Below are 19,666 nucleotides of genomic sequence, written 5' to 3' on the forward strand. Positions count from 1 at the left end.
CCTCGCGCGGCGGGCATCGAACGGTCCGTTCGACGCCCGCCGCGCCCCGTTTATTTCCATCGCTCATAAGCGTCCAACGAAACGTTGGTTCGTCTGCCGTCGCGAAGCCGTTACCGTAATGCGATTACCATCGCATTCGACCAACACGACACGACCGGGGACGCCGCGCATGCGCTCGCATACGGACAAGATCATTCACTGGCTGCTGTCGAGCCTCGAGCCCGTCAGCTCGATCTTCCACGTCGGCCAATATTGCGGCGACGGCTGGCGCGCGTCGACGGCCGGGCGCGCGAAGGCGAGCTTCCACGTCGTGCTGGACGGCCGCTGCTGGCTGCATTTCGGCGACGGCCGCGCGAGCGTGCCGCTCGCCGAAGGCGACGCGATATTCCTGATGCGCGACGTTCCGCACGCGCTGACTTCCGAGCCGGCGCCGCCCGCCCGCGCGCGCGACGCCGCGCGCGCGACGCCTTCGGCGATGCAACGCTTCGAGCCCGGCGTGCCGGGTGCGGTCGGCCTCGCGTGCGGCTTTCTCGCGTTCCGCAGCGGCGCGAGCGACTGGATCGCGTCGTATCTGCCCGATTGCCTCGTCGTGCGGCGCGGCAGCGCGGCGGCCGGGCAGATCCACGCGATCGTCGGCCTGATTCGCGCGGAGGCCGCGAAGCCCGGCTCGTTCGACGAGCCGTCGCCGTTGATCGCGCGTTTGACCGAGCTGCTGTTCTTCTACGCGGTGCGCGACGCGGTGGACGACGATTCGCTCGCGAGCGGCCTTGCGCCGCTGATGCGCCGCGCCGATTTCGCGAGCCTGATCGCGGCCGTCATCGATCGGCCCGGCGAGCCGTGGACGACCGATGCGATGGCGGCGTTCGCGCACATGTCGCGCGCGGCGTTCTACAAGCGCTTCGTCGACGCATGCGGGCAGCCGCCCGCGCAATTCGTCACGCTGATCCGGATGAGGATCGCGGCCGAGATGCTGCGGCAGGGCGAGGCGATCGCGCGCGTCGCGCAATGGGTCGGCTATCAGTCGGAATCGGCGTTCGCGCATGCGTTCAAGCGGATCGTCGGCCTGCAGCCGGGCGCGTACCGGCGCGGGCAGGCCGATGCCACGCTGCGCGGCGGCGCTGTCGCGCGCGCGCCGGGAGCGAACGCGGCGCTGCATTGAGCGCTTCGCCGCCGAGCTCGCCGCTTCGCATGCGTGGACGAATTCGCAGCACTCGCAGACTTTCGCGCATTGCCCGCCGATCGCGCGCTTCGGACAATGAGGCATTCCACCAGGAGCCTCAGATGAGCCGCCTTCCTCTTCTCACGCCGAGCGACGCGCCCGAAGCGAGCGTGCCGTATCTGACCCGGACGCTGAACCACAACGGCTTCCTGCCGAACCTCGTCGCATCGCTCGCGAATGCGCCCACGGCGCTCGAAACGTATCTGACCGTCGCCGAGATCAACGGCCGCAGCGGCCTTGCGCTCGCGGAGCGCGAGGCGGTGCAGATCACGGCTGCCGCGACGCACGGCTGCGGCTTTTGCGTCGCCGGGCATACCGCGGTCGCGCTGAAGAAGGCGCACGTGCCGCAGCGGGACGTCGACGCGCTGCGCGCGGGCGAGCCGCCCGCCGATGCGCGCCTCGCGGCCGTCGCGACGTTCACGCGCGCGGTGATCGCGACGCGCGGCGCGGTTGGCGACGCGCAGCTCGACGCGTTTATCGCGGCGGGCTTCACGCGCGCGAACGCGCTCGAGGTCGTGCTCGGCGTGAGTCTCGCGACGCTCTGCAATTTCGCGAACAACCTCGCGCAGAACGAACTGAATCCTGAACTGGCCGCCTACCGATGGGAACCTCGCACGCAAACCGCCTGACCCGGATCGCACTCGATCCGGCATTGACCGAATGGCTCGACGCGCACGCGGCGTCGCTCGACATATCGACCGAAACGAAGCAGCAGCTCATGCCGCGCCTGGCGGCCTCGGGCGCTTTCCGCGCGGGCGTGCCCGAGCGCGACGGCGCGGCGGGCGACGTCGTCGACGCGGTCGCGACGATCGCCGCGCTCGCGCGCCATTCGCTGACGGCCGCATTCGTGTGCTGGGCGCAGCGCACCTTCATCGAATATCTGCTGCGCAGCCCGAATGCCGAGCTGCGCGCGAGCTGGCTGCCGGCGCTGCTGAGCGGCGAAGCGGCGGGCGCGACCGGCCTGTCGAACGCGATGAAGCACCTTCAGGGGATCGAATCGCTGCAGCTCGACGCGACGCCCGATCCTTCGTCTTCCGAAGCATGGCGGCTGAACGGCGCGCTGCCGTGGGTGACGAACGTGCGCCCGGGCGGCACGCTCGTCGCGGTCGCGGCCGCGCACGAAGGGCGCGCCGCGTCGATCTTCGCGGTGCGCGACGATGCGCCCGGCGTCGCGAGAAGCGGCGACCTCGATCTGATCGCGCTGCGCGGCAGCAACACGGCGGCGCTGCGCTTCGACGACGTCGCGCTCGACGCGCGCTGGCGCATCCACGACGATGCGCACGCGTTCCTGCCCGCCGTGCGTCCCGCGTTCCTCGCGATGCAATGCGCGATGGCGATCGGGCTCGCGAGCCGCTCGCTCGACGAGGCGCGCTGCTCGGCGGGCGCCACGCGACGCATTCTCGACGCGGAAATCGCCGCCGCGAGCGACGCGCTCGACGCGAACGTCGAGCGGCTCGTCGCCGGCCTGCGCGACGGCGCGTTCGGCGCGCAGCGCGCACGGCTCTTCGAGATCCGGATCGCGCTTGCCGAGCTTGCGCAGACGGCCGTGCAGCTCGAGCTGCAGGCGAGCGGCGGCCGCGCCTACGTGCGGCGCGACGGCGCGGACAACGGCTTCGAGCGCCGCTGGCGCGAGGCCGCGTTCGTGCCGGTCGTCACGCCGAGCCTCGTGCAGTTGAAGAGCGAGCTCGCGAAACACGCGGCGCGAGACGCCGCATGAGCTCGCCACGCCTCGACGCTCGCGCGCTGACGTTCGGCTACGGCGCGGCGCGGCCGCCCGTGCTCGACCGCTTCGATCTCGCCGTGGGCGAGGGCGAGCGGGTCGCGGTGCTGGGCGCGAGCGGCGCGGGCAAATCGAGCCTGTTGCGCGTGCTGGCCGGTCTGCGCGAGCCCGCGTCCGGCTCGGTCGAGATCGCGGGCCGCCCTCTCGACGGGCCGCATCCGCACGTCGTGCTGATGTTCCAGGAAGCGAGCCTGCTGCCGTGGCTGTCGGTCGAGCGCAACGTCGCATTCGGGCTCGACTTCAAGCGGCAGCCGCGCCTGTCGCGCGACGAACGCGCGCGCCGCGTCGCGTGGGCGATCGACGAAGTCGGGCTCGCGCACGCGCGCGGCCACGCTCCGGCGCAACTGTCGGGCGGAATGGCGCAGCGGGTCGCGCTCGCGCGCGCGATCGCGCGGCAGCCGCAGGTGCTGCTGCTCGACGAGCCGTTCGGCGCGCTCGACGCCGCGACACGCATGGACATGCAGGACCTGCTGCTGCGCGTCGCCGCCGACACGCGCGCGGCGACCGTGCTCGTCACGCACGACATCGACGAAGCGCTGCGCGTCGCCGACCGGATCGTGCTGCTCGACGGGCGCGGCGGGACCGCGGGCGTGTGGTCGATTGCGCCGCGCGACGCGGCGCTCGAGCGCGTCGCTTCGCTGCGCACCGAGATCCACCGCACGTTGCGCGCGCTGCGCGACGCACCGGAAGCCGCGGGGCGCGCGCGTGCGAGCGATGCGCATTACGCCGCCTGATTTTTTTCATTCGAGGAACCAACCGACGATGTGCGAAGTACCGATCACCCGCCGCGAATGGCTGAAGCTCGCCGCGCTGTTCACGAGCGCGGCGGCGATGCCGCTGCTTGCGCAACGCGCGGCGCGCGCGGCGACGGAGCCCGACGCGCCGGTGCGCATCGGCTATCTGCCGATCACCGACGCCGCACCGCTCCTCGTCGCGCATCACAACGGCTATTTCGACGCGGCGGGCGTCGCGGCCGAGAAGCCGCGGCTGTTGCGAAGCTGGGCGCAGCTCGTCGAGGCGTTCCTGTCCGGGCAGGTCAACGTCGTGCATCTGCTGTCGCCGATGACGGTGTGGGCGCGCTACGGCAGCGGCGTGCCGGCGAAGGTCGTCGCGTGGAATCACGTGAACGGCTCGGCGCTGACGGTCGCGCCCGCGATCGACGAGGTCCGCGGGCTCGGCGGCAAGACCGTCGCGGTGCCGTTCTGGTATTCGATCCACAACGTCGTGCTGCAGCATCTGCTGCGCGAGAACGGGCTCGCGCCGGCGCTCAAGCGCACGGGCAACGTAGCGGCGAACGAAGTGAACCTCGTCGTGATGGCGCCCGCCGACATGCCGCCCGCGCTCGCGGCCGGACAGATCGCGGGCTACATCGTCGCGGAGCCGTTCAACGCGGCGGTCGAGCTGATGAAGATCGGCAAGATCCTGCGCTTCACCGGCGACGTATGGAAGAACCATGCATGTTGCGTCGTGTTCATGCATGAGCAGGATCTGAACGCGCGGCCGCAGTGGTCGCAGAAGGTCGTCGACGCGATCGTGAAGGCGCAGCTCTGGGCGCGCACGCATCCGGACGAAACCGCGCGGCTGCTGTCGAAGGAGGGCGCGCAGCATTACACGCCGCATCCGGTGCAGACGCTGTCGCGCGTGCTCGCGCCGTCGGCGGCGCTCGACTCCGATTACCGCGCGCGCGGCGCGATCCGGCATGCGGACTGGCGCGAGAAGCGGATCGATTTCCAGCCGTATCCGTTCCCGAGCTACACCGAAGAGCTCGTGCGGCGCCTGAAGCGCACCGTAATGGACGGCGATGCGCGCTTCCTCGAGCGGCTCGATCCGGTGCGCGCCGCGAGCGAGCTCGTCGATGCGCGGTTTGTCAGAAAGAGCATCGCGGCCGTCGGCGGCCTGGCGGCGTTCGGGCTGCCCGAATCGTTCACGCGCGAGGAGACGATCGTTGTCTGACGCATCGATTCGGCGCGCGCCGGCGCGCGGCGGCGCGCTCGCTCATCGCGAGCACGGCGCGGCGCCGCAGGTTGCCGCGGTCTCCGCCGATGCCCGCGGCCCATCGCTCGCGCGCGGGCTGCGCGATGCGGCGATCGGGGCCGCGGGCATCGCCGGCGCGCTCGCGCTCTGGTGGGCGGCGACGCACTGGCTCGCCGGCCCGCAATCGCCCGCCCGGCTGTTCGCGCCGGAGCGCGCGCTCGACAGCGTGCCCGCGCTGCTGCGCGACGAGCGCCTCGGCATGCACGTGCGCGTGAGCGTCATGCGCGTCGCGACGGGCCTTGGCATCGCGCTCGCGCTCGGCGTGCCGCTCGGGCTGCTGATCGGGCGCGTGAAATGGCTCGACGCGCTGCTGTCACCGACGTTCCAGTTGCTGCGGATGATCTCGCCGCTGTCGTGGATGCCGGTCGCGGTGATGTCGTTCGGCATCGGCGAGCGCTCGATCTGCTTTTTGCTCGCGTTCGCCGCGCTCTGGCCGATCCTGATGAGCACGGCGTCCGGCGTTGCGCAGATCGACCGGCGCTGGCTCGAACTCGGCGAGAGCCTCGCCGCGACGCGCGCCGAGCTCGCGTGGCACGTCGTGCTGCCGGCGATCACCGCGTCGGTGCTGGGCGGCATGCGGCTCGCGATCGGCGTGCTGTGGATCGTGCTCGTGCCGGCCGAGATGCTCGGCGTGAGCGCGGGGCTCGGCTATCTGGTGCTCGATACGCGCGACCGGCTCGCGTATCCGGAACTCGCGGCGGTGATCGTCGTGATCGGCGCGATCGGGCTCGCGCTCGATGCGCTCGCGCGGGCCGCGCTCGCCCGCTGGACGAGCGCGAGCGGTTGATGCGGAGCAATACGCGGCGTGGCGGCTCGGCGGGACGCGTGATCGCGGACCGCTTCCAGGGGCCGCGCTGTCTGGCGCATTGATGTGCCGCAGCGCCGATGCGCCGGCGCATTAACCGTCGTGCCGGCCGCGCATGGCGCGCGCCCATCGTGTGCGGCCGGTTCCGCGTCAGCCCGACGAAGCCTCCGAAGGCGCGGGCTGCGCCGACGCCGGCAGCCCGAACAGGCGATCGAATGCGAGATTGAACGCGAACGTGTACGCGAGGAAGAAGGCGATCAGGCCCAGATCCAGCACGAACGCCTGCCACAGCGAAACGTCGAGCCACCACGCGAACAGCGGCACCAGCATGACGACCAGCCCGGCCTCGAAACCGGCCGCGTGCGCGACGCGGCGCAGCAAGCCACGGCCCCGCCGGGTCTGGCGGGCTTCCCACCATTCGAACGCGGTGTTGTAGGCCAGATTCCAGACCACCGCGATCGCCGAAGAAGCGACCGCCGCGATGCTCGCGTGCGTCGGGGCCTGGCCGGTGAGCAGCGAAAATCCGGTCGTGGTGATCGCGATGGCGATCAGCTCGAAGCATGTGACGTAGACGATTTTTCTCTTGAACCCTTGCATGGCGGAGTGTGGAACCGGGGATGTCGGATAGGCCGTGTTCGACGTGGAGTCGAGGGCGACGCGAATGATCTGACGAAGCGATCGAGACAGAGGATACCGAATTCGGCGCGCGATTGCCTTCCGGCCGTGCGCCGCACGCATGTTGCGCAGCGGCAAGCATCTTGCTTCCCTGGTTGTCCGGTTGCTCCTTGCGCGGCAGCGCCCGCCGGGCCGCCGGCCCGATCTTCCCTCTCTGACCGGCCTTCCGTTTCATTGACCCGGCCGTAGTTTCATGTGATCGCCGCGCGCCGCCGATTGCGGCGAAATGGCCGCTGCGGTATGGTCGTCGCATGCGGCGACGCGCCGCTCTCGGCCGCCACATCCGCGGCTATAGTGTCGAGCCCGATCATCCACGCGCATTGCCGTAGAGAGGCTGTTCATGGCGACCATCTCAACCGAGTTCCATCTCGCTCCCCAACAATTCTCGATCGACGTGCTGCTGGAAAAATATGCGAAGGGCGACGAGCAGACGGTCGACGACATCTACCGTCGCGTCGCGCGCGGCATCGCGCAGGCGGAGCCGCCCGAATTGCGCGACGAGATCGAGGCGCGCTTCGTCGAGCATCTGCAGCGCGGCGCGCTCGGCGCGGGCCGGATCATGAGTGCGGCGGGCAGCCCGATCGCGGCGACGCTGATCAACTGCTTCGTGCAGCCGGTCGGCGACTGCATCCAGGGCGTCGACGAGCGCGGGCTGCCCGGCATCTACGTCGCGCTGCTGCAGGCGGCGGAGACGATGCGGCGCGGCGGCGGGGTCGGCTACAACTTCTCGGCGATCCGGCCGCGCGGCGCATACGTGCATTCGACGGGCTCGAGCGCGTCCGGGCCGTGCAGCTACATCGATGTGTTCGACGCGTCGTGCCGCACGGTCGAGAGCGCGGGCGCGCGGCGCGGCGCGCAGATGGCGGTGCTCGATTGCGATCATCCGGACCTGCTCGAATTCATCGAGGCGAAGCATTCGAAGGGGCGCTGGAACAACTTCAACATCTCGGTCGCGGTGACCGACGCGTTCATGAACGCGGTCGAGCAGGACCTGCCGTGGCAGCTCGTGCATCGCGCGGAGCCGTCCCCCGCGCTGCGCGCGGCGGGCGATCTGCATCGGCGCGACGACGGAATGTGGGTCTACGCGGAAAGGCGCGCGCGTGCGATCTGGGACAAGATCATGCGCTCGACATACGATGTCGCCGAGCCGGGCGTCGTGTTCATCTCGAAGATGAACGACGACAACAACCTGCGCGCGATCGAGTCGATTCGTGCGACGAATCCGTGCGGCGAGCAGCCGCTGCCCGCGTATGGCTGCTGCAATCTCGGGCCGCTGAACCTCACGCGCTTCGTGAGCGATCCGTTCGCGCAGTTGGACGGCGGCGCAAGCGCGTTCGACTGGGACGCGCTCGCCGAGCGCACGCGCACGCAGGTTCGCTTTCTCGACGACGTGCTCGACGTGACGCTCTGGCCGCTGCCGGAGCAGCGCCGCGAAGCGGAGCAGAAGCGGCGGATCGGCATCGGCTTCACGGGCCTCGGCGACGCGCTCGTGATGCTCGGCCTGCGTTACGACACGCAGGAAGGGCGCGATTTCGCCGCGCGCGTCGGGCGCGAGATGCGCGACGCCGCGTATCGCGCGTCGGTCGAGCTCGCGCGCGAGCGCGGCGCGTTTGCCCTCTTCGACGCGAGCCGGTATCTGGAGGAAGGCACGTTCGCGTCGCGGCTGCCGGACGACATTCAGGAGGCGATTCGCCGCGACGGCATCCGCAACAGCCATCTGCTGTCGATCGCGCCGACGGGCACCGTGAGCCTTGCGTTCGCGGACAACGCGTCGAACGGCATCGAGCCCGCGTTCTCGTGGACGTATCAGCGCACGAAGATCATGGCGGACGGCAGCCGGCAGACGTTCGCGGTGGAGGATTACGCGTACCGGCTGTATCGCGAGCTGGGCGGCGACGTCGACGCGCTGCCCGACTGTTTCGTCAGCGCGCTGCAGATGTCCGCGCACGACCACCTCGCGATGATGGCGGCCGTGCAGCCGTACATTGACACGTCGATCTCGAAGACGGTCAACGTGCCCGCCGACTATCCGTTCGACGATTTCGAGAGCCTTTACTTCGACGCATGGAAGAGCGGGCTGAAGGGGCTCGCGACGTATCGCCCGAACGAGACGCTCGGCGCGGTGCTCCACACGTCCGAGCCCGACGACACGCTCGAGGAGGCGGATCTCGATCCGCTGCGCATCGCGATCGACCACCGGCCGAAGGGGGAGCTGCCGGCGGTGATCGAGAAGGTCGAATACCTGACGCAGCTCGGCAAGAAGTCGCTGTATGTCGCGGTGTCGTTCATGGAGGTGACGGGGCGCATCGGCGGCGACGAAGTGACGATCGAGCGGCCGATCGAGTTCTTCATTCCGGTCGGCCAGCGCGACGAATCGCAGCAATGGATCACGGCGACGATGCGCTCGCTGTCGCTCGCCGCGCGCGGCGGCTTCGTCGCGCGCAATCTGCAGGATCTGCGCAAGGTGTCGTGGGACCGCGGGCAGGTGCGGCTCGGCGAGACGCAGCGGCTCGACGGCCGGCGCATTCCGCTGTGGCACGATTCCGAAGTCGCCGCGCTCAGCTATGCGATCCAGCAGATCCTGCATCGCCGTGGCTTTCTCGACGCGGAGGGCAACCAGGTGCCGTCGCGGCTGCTCGCGAAACTGCCGCGCGGCGGCGCGGATTTGCATGCGGTTGCCGCAATGCTCGCGGCCGAGACCGGGGCGGCGAGCGGCGAAAGCGATGACGAGACGGCCGCGGCGTCGCACAGCGCCGGCGAGTTGCGCACGATGTTCGGCCGCAAATGCAATTCGTGCGGCGCGAACGCAGTGATTCGCAAGGACGGCTGCGATTTCTGCACCGCGTGCGGCGAGATCGGCGCGTGCGGTTGAGCGGTTGAGCGGTCGTCCGCTCGTGCGCGCGCCGGCGACGAAGCCGGCGGCGCGCGCCCATCAGCCTTTCCAATCCCGCATTCTTTCCTTCCGCTCGATTCCTCGCATCCATACGGGCCATGCCCGCTTGCGCCACCGTGCACGCCGGGCGACGGATGGCGTGACGCTGCCGCGCGCGACTCGCCGATCCGGCGATATACATCGCGGCATGCCGAACAGAGTCCGAATCACGCCGCCGTCGCATATGGCCGAAATCCGATTCAATGCGGGAAATTGAAAATGGCGGTTTAAAAATATGGCTGGATTTATTTTCATATCTGAAATGTCAAGGGGTCCGCGAGAATCAGGCTGAAAATATTTATGCCGCATAAAACGATGTTGCCGATCCTTTTGATTGGGCAGAGAAAATCATGGAAAGGCGGAGGGGTCGGGGCTCAGATGGAGTTGGGTTGAATAACCAACTGTTTATGGCGGGGTATTCAGAAAGCGCTTTATTTTTTTGAAATTTGTTTTTAACATTGCGCGCTCAGCATGAGCCGGAAATTGTTTTTAATGAAAGCCGATTCATTGGACATGGTTCAATGAATTGAAACGATGCATTCCGGAGCGGTAACGATCTGAATCAGACGGGCCCGACATTCCCATTCGGGCGCTCTCGGCGAATCGCGGTTCCGGCGCGCGTCGTCCGACTTGCGCTGCGCCGAATCATCCTGGTTTCTCAGTCAACCTCTCGCGAGCACTGACGATGGACAACTTTTGCCGCACGAATCTGCCTGCAACGACCGATCTGCCGGAGTTCGTCTTCGAGTTGCCGGGCCTGCAGTATCCGGAGCGCATCAACTGCGCGGCGGCGCTGCTCGACGACGCCGTGACCCGGCGAGGCTGGGGCGAGCGCGTCGCGATTCGCACCGAGTGTGGCGCCGCGTGGTCGTATCGCGAACTGTTCGAGCTGAGCAACCGGATCGCGAACCTGCTCGTGCGCGACGGCGGGCTCGTGCCGGGCAACCGGGTGCTGCTGCACGGAACCAATCACCCGTTCCTTGCCGCCGCGTGGTTCGCGGTTGTCAAGGCGGGCGGCGTCGCGGTGACGACGATGCCGCTGCTGCGCGCGGGCGAGCTGTCGAAAGTCATCGCGCAGGCGAAGGTCTCGCACGCGCTCTGCGAAGCGTCGGTGTCCGCCGAATTGCGCGCCGCGATGGCGGCGGTGCCCGGCGTGGGGTTCATCCGGTGCTACGGCACGGACGAGGAAGACGCGGCCGCGTTCGAGCGGCTGATGCGCGAATACCCGGCGACGTTCGACCCGGTCGACGCGCGCGCCGACGATCCTTGCATCGTCGCGTTCACGTCGGGCACGACCGGGCGTCCGAAGGCGACCGTGCATTTCCATCGCGACGTGATGGCGATCTGCCATTGCTTCCCGCAGCACGTGCTGAAGCCGAACGCCGACGACGTGTTCTGCGGCTCGCCGCCGCTCGCGTTCACGTTCGGGCTCGGCGCGCTGCTGCTGTTTCCGCTGAGCGTCGGCGCGAGCGTCGTGCTGTTGCAGCGGGCGAAGCCGGAGCGGCTGCTCGCCGCGATCGGCGCGCATCGCGTGAGCATCCTGTTCACCGCGCCGGCCGCGTATCGGGCGATGCTCGACGACATCGGCGATCACGACATCTCCAGCCTGCGCAAATGCGTGTGCGCGGGCGAGGCGCTGCCGGTGCCGACGCGCAACGCGTGGCTCGCGCGCACGGGCATTCGCATCATCGACGGCATCGGCGCGACCGAAATGCTGCACATCTTCGCGTCCGCGGACGACATGCAGGCGAAGGAAGGCGCGATCGGCAAGGCGGTGCCCGGCTACCGGCTCGCGATCCTCGACGAGCGCGGCGAGCGCCTGCCGCCCTATCACGTCGGCCGTCTCGCGGTGCAGGGGCCGACCGGCTGCCGCTACCTGAGCGACGCGCGCCAGCGCGACTACGTGCGGCACGGGTGGAACCTGACGGGCGACGCCGCCTATCTCGACGAGGACGGCTACCTGTTCTATCAGTCGCGCGCCGACGATCTGATCATCAGCCTCGGCTACACCATTTCGCCCGCCGAGGTGGAGGAGGCGGTGCTGAGCCACGCGGACGTGCTCGAGTGCGGCGTCGTCGGCGCGCCCGATGGGCGCGGCGGCACGCTCGTATGCGCGCACGTCGTGCTGCGGCCCGGCGTGTGCGGCTCAGACGCGCTGACGGCGGCGTTGCAGCAGCACGTGAAGGCGCGGATCGCGCCGTACAAGTATCCGCGGCGCATCGAGTATCGCGCGGCCGGTCTGCCGCGCAACGAAGCCGGCAAGTTGCAGCGCTTCAAGCTGCGGCAGGCGGCCGCCGACGACGTACAGGCGGCCTGACGGCATCGCCCAACCCATTCGACATCGAGGCGACATGAAAATACTGGGAGCGGGTATTGCAATACCGGACGGCGCGGCGCACGCGCTGGCATTTGCGAACGACTATGCGCTCAAGGCGGCGCGGCAGGCGCTTTCGAAAGCGCGCTGCCTGCCTTCGGAGCTCGATCTGATCGTCAGCCTGTCGGTTTCGCCGAACCGGATGGCGGACGCGGCGGGCATCGCGGGGCCGCGGCTCGCGCATCCGGTGCAGCGCGATCTGCGCGCGGCCAACGCAGCCGTGTTCGATCTGCTCGACGCCGACTGGACGCTCGCGCTCGATCTCGTGCAGAGCCATTGCCGGCAGCTCGGCTACCGCCGCGCGCTCGTCGTGAAGGCCGAGGCGCTCGCCGACGTCGACGGCGCCGAATCGGGCGGCCATGCGGACGGCGCGGGCGCGATCGTGCTCTCGCCCGGCCGCGGCGACCGCTACCACGCGAGCTACGCGGATCTCGACGCGCCGAGCCTCGCGACGCTGGCCGGCGTGTCCGCGCGGCATGCGCACGAGACGGGCGTCGTCGCGCGCTTCGACGGCGGCTTCGATCCGGCGGCGGGGCGCTTTCGCGCCGTGCCGCGCAATGCGGACGCGGCCGTGCGCGAGGTCGTCGGCGACGTGCGAAGCAGGATCGACGCGCCGGTATCCGAACTGTTCCGTGAATCCTGGGTGTGCGGCTGGCTCGCGGGCGACGCAGGCCTCGCGAGCGGGGCGCAAGCCGACGTGATCGACTTGATCGATGGCGACGCCGGCGTTCCCGCCGCGTTCCAGCTTCCCGCGTGGCTCGCGACCCGCGCGGGCGCGCGCGGCGACGCGCGGGTCGTCGCCGCGCTGACGCTCAACGCGTTCAAGCCCCGCATCGCATGCATCGCAATGGAGGTCTGATGTCCTACAACGTTCGCATGGCCAGTCTCGCGTGCAATCTGCCGTCGCGCCTGCTGCGCAACGACGATGCCGCCTTCGATGAAGTCGAGCCGATCCCGTCCGAGTGGTGGCAGTTCTGGGGCATCGAGTCGCGCTACGTGATCGATCCGCACGCGGGCGAATCCGAGTTCGCGATGGCCGAGCGCACCGCGCGCCAGGCGCTCGCGCGCGCGGGCGTCGACGCGGCCGAACTCGATCTCGTGCTGTTCAACATCACGTCGCCGTTCGTCACCGCCGCCGACGGCGCGAGGCGTTTCGCGCCGCGGCTGTCGCGCGCGCTGCGCGATCGGCTCGGCGCGCGCCGCGCGCTCGATGCCGACGTCGAAATGGAGTGCGCGAGCTTCGTGCTGCAAATGCAGCTCGCGACGAACCTGATCAAGCAGGGGCGCGTGAAGCGCGCGCTCGTGTGCTCGTCCGAGCGGATGTCGGCGGTCGTCGATTACGCGAGCAAATCGTCGACGACGTTCGGCGACGGCGCGGCGGCGGCCGTGCTCGTCGCCGACGCGCACGATCCGCACGGCGCCGACTGGCTGAACGCCGTCTACCGCAGCGACGCGACGCACTACGCTCTCGCGACGATGCAATGGCGCTACCCGAAGCCCGCAGCGGATCGCGACGACGCCGAGCGCCAGGCCGAGCGCTTCGGCGCGTATTTCACGCTGAAGCCCGAGGCGCAGGAGCAGATCGCGCGCTTCATGCCCGAGGCGATTCCCGACATCGTCGAGCGTCTGCTGCGCAAGACCGGCTTGCGCACGGACGATATCGACGCGATGGTGTTCCATCAGCCGTCGGAGATTCTCGTGCGCGCGTGGGCGCAGCGCCTCGGCCTCGCGCCGGATCAATACGTGATTCGCCTGGCCGATTGCGCGTGCCTCGTGTCGGCCGCGGTGCCGCTCGCGCTTTACGAATCGATTCGCCGCGGCGTCGTGAAGCCGGGCTCGCAGGTGGTGATCGCGGGCGCGGGCGCCGGCTGGGGCTTCGGCGCGCAGCTATGGCGCTGGGGCGAGACGGCCGTGACCGACGCGGGCTCGACGCTCGATGCGACGGAGCGCGAACATGCGGCATAACCTGGAGATCGCCGGGCTCGGCCACGCGCTGCCGGAGCGGATCGTCGGCAACGACGAAGTCGCGCGCGTCATCGATACGAGCGACGCGTTCATCCGCACGCGCACCGGCGTGCGGCATCGCCGCTACCTCGCGCCCGGCCGGCAGCTCGCGGATCTCGCGTGCCCGGCCGCCGAGCGCGCGATGGCCGACGCGGGCGTTGCACCCGTCGACATCGATCTGCTGATCGTCAACACGCTGTCGCCCGATCATCACGATCCGTCGCAGGCGTGCTACATGCAGCCGCGGCTCGGGCTGCGCGAGATTCCGTGCTTCGACATCCGCGCGCAATGCAGCGGCGCGCTGTACGGGCTCGAGATCGCGCGGCACTTCGTTGCGAGCGGCCTGTATCGCAACGTGCTGCTGATCTGCGCGGAAGCGCTGTCGCGGCGGATCGACACGAGCAACGCGGGCCGCAACCTGTCGATCCTGCTGAGCGACGGCGCGGCCGCGATGGTGCTGCGCGCGCAGCCCGACGCGACGCGCGGCCTCATCGATCTGTCGCTCGGCGCGGACGGCACGCAGTTCGATCTGCTGCAGACGGAAGCGCCGGGCGCGAAGCGGCCGAACTTCATCGACGCCGACGACATCGCGGCGGGCCGCCACTGCTTCCGGATGCGCGGCGCCGAGATGTTCGAGGACGCGACGCGCCGCATCGTCGGCGCGTGCCGGCAGATGCTGGACAAGCACCGGCTCGCGCTCGGCGACATCGGGCTCGTCGTGCCGCATCAGCCGAACCTGCGGATCATCGACGCGGTGGTCGAGCAACTCGGCCTGCCGCGCGAGCGCTGCATGATTTCCGTCGAGGATCTCGGCAACATGGCGAGCGCCGCGTTTCCGGTCGCGCTCGCGCTCGCGCGCGAGCAGGGGCGGATGCCGGCCGGCCAACTGAACCTGCTCGTGACCTACGGCGCGGGCTCGACCTGGGCGTGCGCGCTCTATCGGAGTTGAAGGAGCCGAACGACATGCAGCACAGCACTCCAGGCTGGATCGACTCGCAGCTCGCCATCGTCGGCACCGCGGACGTGCCGCTGTACGTGGTCGTCAACGACGAAGCCGCGACGCTCGTCGAAGGCGGGCTGAGCGGCATGACCGAGCTCGTGTGGCGGCAGCTTCACGCCCTGCTGAGCGACTACGGCGGCATCCGGCATCTGCGCTACTGGCTGATCACGCATTCGCACTACGACCATTGCAGCCTGCTCGGCACGCTCGCGCCGCGCATGCCGTGGCTGCACATCGTCGGCTCGCCCGATACGGCCGACGCGCTGCAGAGCCCGTCCGCGTGCCGAACGATCAGGATGCTCGACGCTCAGGCGTCCGTCGCGTGGGAGCCGGTCGCCGAGGCTGAGCTCGCCGACCTGTCGGACATTCCGCTGTATCCGCTCAATCCGGGCAGGGCGCTCGACATCGGCGAAGGGATGCGGATGCGCGCGATCGCGCTGCCGGGCCACAGCGTATGCCTGCTCGGCTATCACTGCCCGCAGCTCGATCTGCTGTTCGTGTCGGACGCCCTCGGCGAATACCACGCGCCGACGCAATGGCTGCCGCTCGTGTTCCAGGATCTGCCCGCCTACCGGCGGTCGCTCGACGCGATCGAGCAGCAGCACGCGTCGCGGATCGCGCTCGGCCATTACGGCGTCGTCGGCGGCGGCGTCGCGCGGCACGCGGTCCGGCATGCGCGCGACGGTCTTGCCGCGCGCAACGACGAAGCGCGCGCCGCGCGCGGCGACACGAATGCGACGCGCGCGCTCGCGCGGCAATGGACCGAGCGCTACGCGGCGCGCAGCGCGAAAGTGGTGCCGCGCGCGCTGCATCTGAAGAGCATGGAGCGAATGATCGACCTGTTCCAGCGCGCCGCGTAGGCGCCCGCGCCGGCGCGGGCGACGCCCGCGCCGAACGCCCCACCGGCCGGCTCACGTCGGATCGTCGGCGCCGGCCGCCGAACGCAACCACCACGACCGTGGGTTTCATTTCCTGTCGGATGACGCCATGACCACCACCAATCTGCCGAAGACGATCAACGAGCTGCTGCGCGCGCGCGCGGCGACGAGAGGCGAGAAAGTCGCGTATCTGTTCCTGAGCGGTCAGCCCGACGACGAGCAGCAGCAATCGATCACGTTCGCGGAACTCGAGCTGGCCGCACGCCGCGTCGCGCTGCTGCTGCAACGGCAGTCGGTCGGCGTCGGCGAGCGCGTGCTGATGCTGTGCCGGCCGGGGCTCGACTACGTCGCAGGCTTCCTCGGCTGCCTGTACGCGGGCGCGGTCGCCGTGCCCGCGTATCCGCCGCGCAACCGGCAGCACGCGAGCCGCATCGTCGGCATCGTCGAGAGCGCGGGCGCGAAGGCGATCCTGTCCACCGGCGACGATTTCACGCGCTGCGCGAAGCTGCTGGAGGATACGGCGGCGTCGCACGTCGCGCTGCTCGACCTCGACGCCGCGAAGCCGCTCGACGCGACGCTCGAGCCGGCCGACGTCGCGCCTTCGCACGTCGCGTTCCTGCAGTACACGTCGGGCACGACCGGCAAGCCGAAGGGCGTGATGGTCACGCACGGCAACCTGATCCACAACCTTTCGCTGATCGGCGAATGGATGGGGTATCACGACGAGAGCACGATGGTCAGTTGGCTGCCGCCGTATCACGACATGGGGTTGATCGGCGGGGTCCTGACGTCGCTGTTCGGCGGCTTTCGCTGCGTGCTGATGGCGCCGGAGCGCTTCATTCAGCATCCGTTCCTGTGGTTGCGCGCGATCAGCGACCATCGCGCGGACGTGACGGGCGCGCCCGACTTCGCCTACCGGATGTGCAGCCGCCGCGTGCCCGATGAAGCGCTCGCGACGCTCGACCTGAGCTGCCTGAAGACCGCGTACAGCGGCGCGGAATCGGTCCGCTACGGCACGCTCGCGGAGTTCGCGCAGCGCTTCGCGCCGACGGGCTTCGATCCGGAGCGCTTCAAGCCGTGCTACGGCCTCGCCGAATGCACGCTGCTCGTCGCGGGGCGCAGCGCGCCGCGGCCGCTTCGCACGGTGTGCGTCGACCAGGCGGCGCTGCAGCAGCAGAAGGTCGCGATCCGGCGCGAGTTCGAGGGCCTCGCGCCGCAGATGGACGAGCGCGACGGCGAGCGCGTGCTCGTCAGCGTCGGCGTGCCGATCGGCGGGCAGCGGGTCGTCGTGCGCGATCTGAATACGAACGAGCGCTGCGCGGACGACGAAATCGGCGAGATCTGCGTCGCGGGCGCGAGCGTCGCGCCCGGCTACTGGCAGCAGTACGAACAGACGCTCGCGGCGTTCCAGCGCGGCATCGGCGGCGAGGCCGGGCAGGATTTCGCCGCCACGGGCGACCTTGGCTTCCATCATCGCGGCGATCTGTACGTCACCGGCCGCCTGAAGGACATGATCATCATCGCCGGGCGCAACTACTACTCGGAAGACATCGAGTACGCGGTGATCGGCAGCCGGCCCGAGCTGGTGCCGAACGGCTGCGCGGCGTTCACGGTCGACGCGGGCGACGAGGAGCGGCTCGTCGTCGTCGCGGAGATCGAGCGCACGCATCGCAAGGGCGATCTCGACGCGCTGCTCAAGGGCATGCGCGAGGCGATCTGGCTGCGCCACGACATCAGCCCGGGCGCGGTGCTGCTGGTGTCGCCTGGCAGCGTGCCGAAGACATCGAGCGGCAAGGTGCGGCGCAGCGAATGCCGCAAGCGGTTGCGCGACGGCGAGCTGACGGTGCTCGCGCGCTGGGACGCGGACGACTGCGTGGCCGAAGCCACGCAGGGCGCCGCCGCCGCGTCCGCGTCGTCGGCTTCGCCGGCCGCGCAGGCGCCTTGCGCCGCGCCGGCCGCGCAAGCCCATGCAACCGATGCGGCCGCCGCGGGCAGCGCCGCCTCGCCGAACGCCGCGAAGGTCGAGCAGCTCAAGGACTGGCTGCGCCACTACGCGCGCACGCGAATCGATTCGCGAACCATCGACGAGCGCCGGACCATACCGCCGCACATCGTGCTCGACTTCGGCAACGCGGGGCTCCTCGGCATGCAGATCGACCGCGAATACGGCGGCCTCGGTCTCACGCATCGCGAGATGCTGGCGCTGGTGTCGCAACTGGCGACGATCGACACGACGCTCGCATTCTTCGTGGGCCTGAACAATACGCTCGGCATCCGGCCGATCATGCTGCACGCGCAGCCCGCGCTGCGCGACGAGCTGCTGCCGCTGCTCGCGACGGGGCGCACGCTCGCCGCGTTCGCGCTGACCGAGCCGGATGCGGGCTCGAACGCGCGCGCGATCGTGTCGACCGCGCAGCGCATCGACGGCGATCACTGGCTCGTCAGCGGCCGCAAGAGCTGGAGCGGATCGTCGGCGTGGGCGGGGGTGATCAACGTGTTCGCGAAGCAGGCGGACGGCGCCGGCATGGTCGGGCTCGCGGTCCGGCAGGGCACGCCCGGCCTGCGGATCGGCGCGGAAGACCTGACGATGGGCGTGCGCGGGATGATCCAGAACACGCTCCACCTCGATCGCGCGCGCGTGAGCGACGCGTGCCGGCTCGGCGCGCCCGGGCAGGGGATGGCGGTCGCGCAGCAGACGATGAACTTCGCGCGCCTCGGCATCGGCGCGGTCTGCGTCGGCGCGATGAAGCGCTGCGCGCAGTTGATGCATCGCTATGCGGCGCGCCGCCGGATCGGCACCGGCCTGCTGCTCGACCATCCGCTCGCCCGTCAGCGTCTTGGCGACCTGCGGCATCGGATCGACGGACTGAGCGCGCTGATCGAGCAACTGGCGGCCGATTTCGACGCGGGGCGCGACGCGCCCGAAGACGGCCTGCTGATCGCGAAGATTCTCGGCTCGGAGTGCCTGTCGCAAACGTCCGACGAACTGATGCAGATGCTGGGCGGGCGCGGCTACATCGAAACGAATGTCGCGCCGCAGATCTTCCGCGATGCGCGGCTGCCGCGCATCTTCGAGGGGCCGACCGAGACGCTGCTCGCGCATCTGGGCAGCCGTCTGCTGAACGGCGGCGACGATCTGCTCGGCTATCTGGGCGAGCGCACGGGCGCGGGCGCGCTGGCCGCCGAGCTGCGCGGGCTCGGCGAGCAACTGCTCGAAGAGGGGCTCGCGAACGCGGAAGCGCTCGGCGGCGCCGCGCACGCGACGAACTGGGTCAACTACTGGCTCGGCAGCGTCGCGCAATGGGCGCTGCTGCTGGCCGCCGTCGAGCAGGCCGCGAAGCGGCGCGGCGCCGACGGCGCGACGCTCGATTGGGCGCAGAGCCAATACGAGCTCGCGGTCGAGGCGGCGCAGCGCCAGGTGGGCCGCCGGCGCGTGCTGTCGAGCGCCGCGCAGCTCGCCGAGTGGGCGCAGCGCGACGAGCGCGAGATCGGTCCGATCGAGCAGACGGTGCCGGGCGCGACGCAACGGATCGATCCGCTGCTGCGCGCCGACTACGACACGCGTGCGGAGCCCGCCGGCATCGGCGCGGCGCTCGCCGTCGACGAGCCGCCGCCGGCCGCCGACGTCTCGCCCGAGCCTGCGTCCGCGTCGGCCGGGCAGGCCGCCCCCGGGCTGAAGCGCGAGGTCGAGCGCTGGCTGCTGACGTGGCTCGGCGAGCGTCTGCGCAATCGCCGGATCGCGCTGACGGCCGAGACGACCTTCGCCGACATCGGCCTCGATTCGATCCTCGCGGTCGAGCTGACGATGGCGTTCGGCGACGCGTTTCGCACGACCGTCGATGCGTCCGCCGTCTGGGATCACGCGTCGATCGACGCATTGGCGACGCATCTCGCCGCCCGAATGGGCCAGCACGCGCCCGCGCAAGCGGACGCGGCTTCGTCCGCCATTTCTTCTTCCTTGTGAG

14 protein-coding genes are annotated in these 19,666 nt (G+C 69.9%); 13 read left to right on the forward strand and 1 reads right to left on the reverse strand.

Annotation, left to right across the window (positions count from 1 at the left end):
- Positions 1-169 precede the first annotated feature (169 nt).
- The 6 genes from WS92_RS05340 to WS92_RS05365 all read left to right on the forward strand — a co-directional run bounded on the left by WS92_RS05340 (position 170) and on the right by WS92_RS05365 (position 5,820).
- A complete protein-coding gene (locus WS92_RS05340; RefSeq protein WP_059931421.1) occupies positions 170-1,159 on the forward strand; it encodes an AraC family transcriptional regulator in 990 nt (329 codons plus the stop codon).
- A gap of 122 nt (positions 1,160-1,281) precedes the next feature.
- Positions 1,282-1,848, forward strand: coding sequence for a carboxymuconolactone decarboxylase family protein (locus WS92_RS05345; RefSeq protein ID WP_015603753.1), 567 nt, complete (start codon positions 1,282-1,284; stop codon positions 1,846-1,848).
- On the forward strand, positions 1,821-2,936 hold the full coding sequence (locus WS92_RS05350) for an acyl-CoA dehydrogenase family protein (RefSeq protein ID WP_059931419.1): 1,116 nt from the start codon (positions 1,821-1,823) through the stop codon (positions 2,934-2,936). The genes WS92_RS05345 and WS92_RS05350 overlap by 28 nt, the downstream gene beginning before the upstream one ends.
- A complete protein-coding gene (locus WS92_RS05355; protein WP_015603431.1) occupies positions 2,933-3,733 on the forward strand; it encodes an ABC transporter ATP-binding protein in 801 nt (266 codons plus the stop codon). Before WS92_RS05350 ends, WS92_RS05355 begins: the two co-directional genes overlap by 4 nt.
- A 28-nt stretch (positions 3,734-3,761) precedes the next feature.
- Positions 3,762-4,952, forward strand: a complete 1,191-nt coding sequence (locus WS92_RS05360) for an ABC transporter substrate-binding protein (protein WP_059931417.1) — start codon at positions 3,762-3,764, stop codon at positions 4,950-4,952.
- The gene (locus WS92_RS05365; protein ID WP_059931415.1) at positions 4,945-5,820 is read left to right on the forward strand and encodes an ABC transporter permease; all 876 of its coding nucleotides are present in this window, start codon (positions 4,945-4,947) and stop codon (positions 5,818-5,820) included. The genes WS92_RS05360 and WS92_RS05365 overlap by 8 nt, the downstream gene beginning before the upstream one ends.
- A gap of 168 nt (positions 5,821-5,988) precedes the next feature.
- Here the strand turns inward: WS92_RS05365 and WS92_RS05370 are convergent, their stop codons facing one another.
- Positions 5,989-6,435: a PACE efflux transporter gene (locus WS92_RS05370; protein ID WP_015603745.1), complete on the reverse strand. Its 447-nt coding sequence runs from the start codon at positions 6,433-6,435 to the stop codon at positions 5,989-5,991.
- A gap of 418 nt (positions 6,436-6,853) precedes the next feature.
- Here WS92_RS05370 and WS92_RS05375 point away from each other — a divergent pair, with 418 nt between their 5' ends.
- From WS92_RS05375 to WS92_RS05405, 7 genes are all read left to right on the forward strand, one after another.
- Positions 6,854-9,385 carry an adenosylcobalamin-dependent ribonucleoside-diphosphate reductase gene (locus tag WS92_RS05375; protein ID WP_059931413.1) on the forward strand — a complete coding sequence of 844 codons (2,532 nt, stop codon included), beginning with the start codon at positions 6,854-6,856 and terminating at the stop codon, positions 9,383-9,385.
- A 745-nt stretch (positions 9,386-10,130) separates the two neighbouring features.
- Positions 10,131-11,762 carry an AMP-binding protein gene (locus WS92_RS05380; RefSeq protein WP_059931411.1) on the forward strand — a complete coding sequence of 544 codons (1,632 nt, stop codon included), beginning with the start codon at positions 10,131-10,133 and terminating at the stop codon, positions 11,760-11,762.
- Between the two features lie 34 nt (positions 11,763-11,796).
- Positions 11,797-12,678, forward strand: coding sequence for a beta-ketoacyl-[acyl-carrier-protein] synthase family protein (locus WS92_RS05385; protein WP_059931409.1), 882 nt, complete (start codon positions 11,797-11,799; stop codon positions 12,676-12,678).
- Complete coding sequence (locus tag WS92_RS05390) at positions 12,678-13,784, forward strand: 3-oxoacyl-ACP synthase III family protein (RefSeq protein WP_015603120.1); 1,107 nt, start codon at positions 12,678-12,680, stop codon at positions 13,782-13,784. Before WS92_RS05385 ends, WS92_RS05390 begins: the two co-directional genes overlap by 1 nt.
- Positions 13,774-14,772: a ketoacyl-ACP synthase III gene (locus WS92_RS05395; RefSeq protein WP_059931407.1), complete on the forward strand. Its 999-nt coding sequence runs from the start codon at positions 13,774-13,776 to the stop codon at positions 14,770-14,772. The genes WS92_RS05390 and WS92_RS05395 overlap by 11 nt, the downstream gene beginning before the upstream one ends.
- 14 nt (positions 14,773-14,786) lie before the next feature.
- Positions 14,787-15,683, forward strand: coding sequence for an MBL fold metallo-hydrolase (locus tag WS92_RS05400; RefSeq protein WP_059931431.1), 897 nt, complete (start codon positions 14,787-14,789; stop codon positions 15,681-15,683).
- A gap of 127 nt (positions 15,684-15,810) precedes the next feature.
- Entirely contained in the window at positions 15,811-19,665 is a 3,855-nt protein-coding gene (locus WS92_RS05405; protein ID WP_059931406.1) for an AMP-binding protein, read from the forward strand.
- The last annotated feature ends 1 nt before the right edge of the window (position 19,666 follow it).

The organism is Burkholderia sp. MSMB1588, assembly GCF_001546925.1.
Taxonomy (GTDB): Bacteria; Pseudomonadota; Gammaproteobacteria; order Burkholderiales; family Burkholderiaceae; genus Burkholderia; species Burkholderia humptydooensis.

What these genes read in the sequence shown, in the direction of transcription:
- WS92_RS05340 (WP_059931421.1), top strand. Translation starts at nt 170, where the DNA reads ATGCGCTCGCATACGGACAAGATCATTCACTGGCTGCTGTCGAGCCTC.
- WS92_RS05345 (WP_015603753.1), top strand. Translation starts at nt 1,282, where the DNA reads ATGAGCCGCCTTCCTCTTCTCACGCCGAGCGACGCGCCCGAAGCGAGC.
- WS92_RS05350 (WP_059931419.1), top strand. Translation starts at nt 1,821, where the DNA reads ATGGGAACCTCGCACGCAAACCGCCTGACCCGGATCGCACTCGATCCG.
- WS92_RS05355 (WP_015603431.1), top strand. Translation starts at nt 2,933, where the DNA reads ATGAGCTCGCCACGCCTCGACGCTCGCGCGCTGACGTTCGGCTACGGC.
- WS92_RS05360 (WP_059931417.1), top strand. Translation starts at nt 3,762, where the DNA reads ATGTGCGAAGTACCGATCACCCGCCGCGAATGGCTGAAGCTCGCCGCG.
- WS92_RS05370 (WP_015603745.1), bottom strand. Translation starts at nt 6,435, where the DNA reads ATGCAAGGGTTCAAGAGAAAAATCGTCTACGTCACATGCTTCGAGCTG.
- WS92_RS05375 (WP_059931413.1), top strand. Translation starts at nt 6,854, where the DNA reads ATGGCGACCATCTCAACCGAGTTCCATCTCGCTCCCCAACAATTCTCG.
- WS92_RS05380 (WP_059931411.1), top strand. Translation starts at nt 10,131, where the DNA reads ATGGACAACTTTTGCCGCACGAATCTGCCTGCAACGACCGATCTGCCG.
- WS92_RS05385 (WP_059931409.1), top strand. Translation starts at nt 11,797, where the DNA reads ATGAAAATACTGGGAGCGGGTATTGCAATACCGGACGGCGCGGCGCAC.
- WS92_RS05390 (WP_015603120.1), top strand. Translation starts at nt 12,678, where the DNA reads ATGTCCTACAACGTTCGCATGGCCAGTCTCGCGTGCAATCTGCCGTCG.
- WS92_RS05395 (WP_059931407.1), top strand. Translation starts at nt 13,774, where the DNA reads ATGCGGCATAACCTGGAGATCGCCGGGCTCGGCCACGCGCTGCCGGAG.
- WS92_RS05400 (WP_059931431.1), top strand. Translation starts at nt 14,787, where the DNA reads ATGCAGCACAGCACTCCAGGCTGGATCGACTCGCAGCTCGCCATCGTC.
- WS92_RS05405 (WP_059931406.1), top strand. Translation starts at nt 15,811, where the DNA reads ATGACCACCACCAATCTGCCGAAGACGATCAACGAGCTGCTGCGCGCG.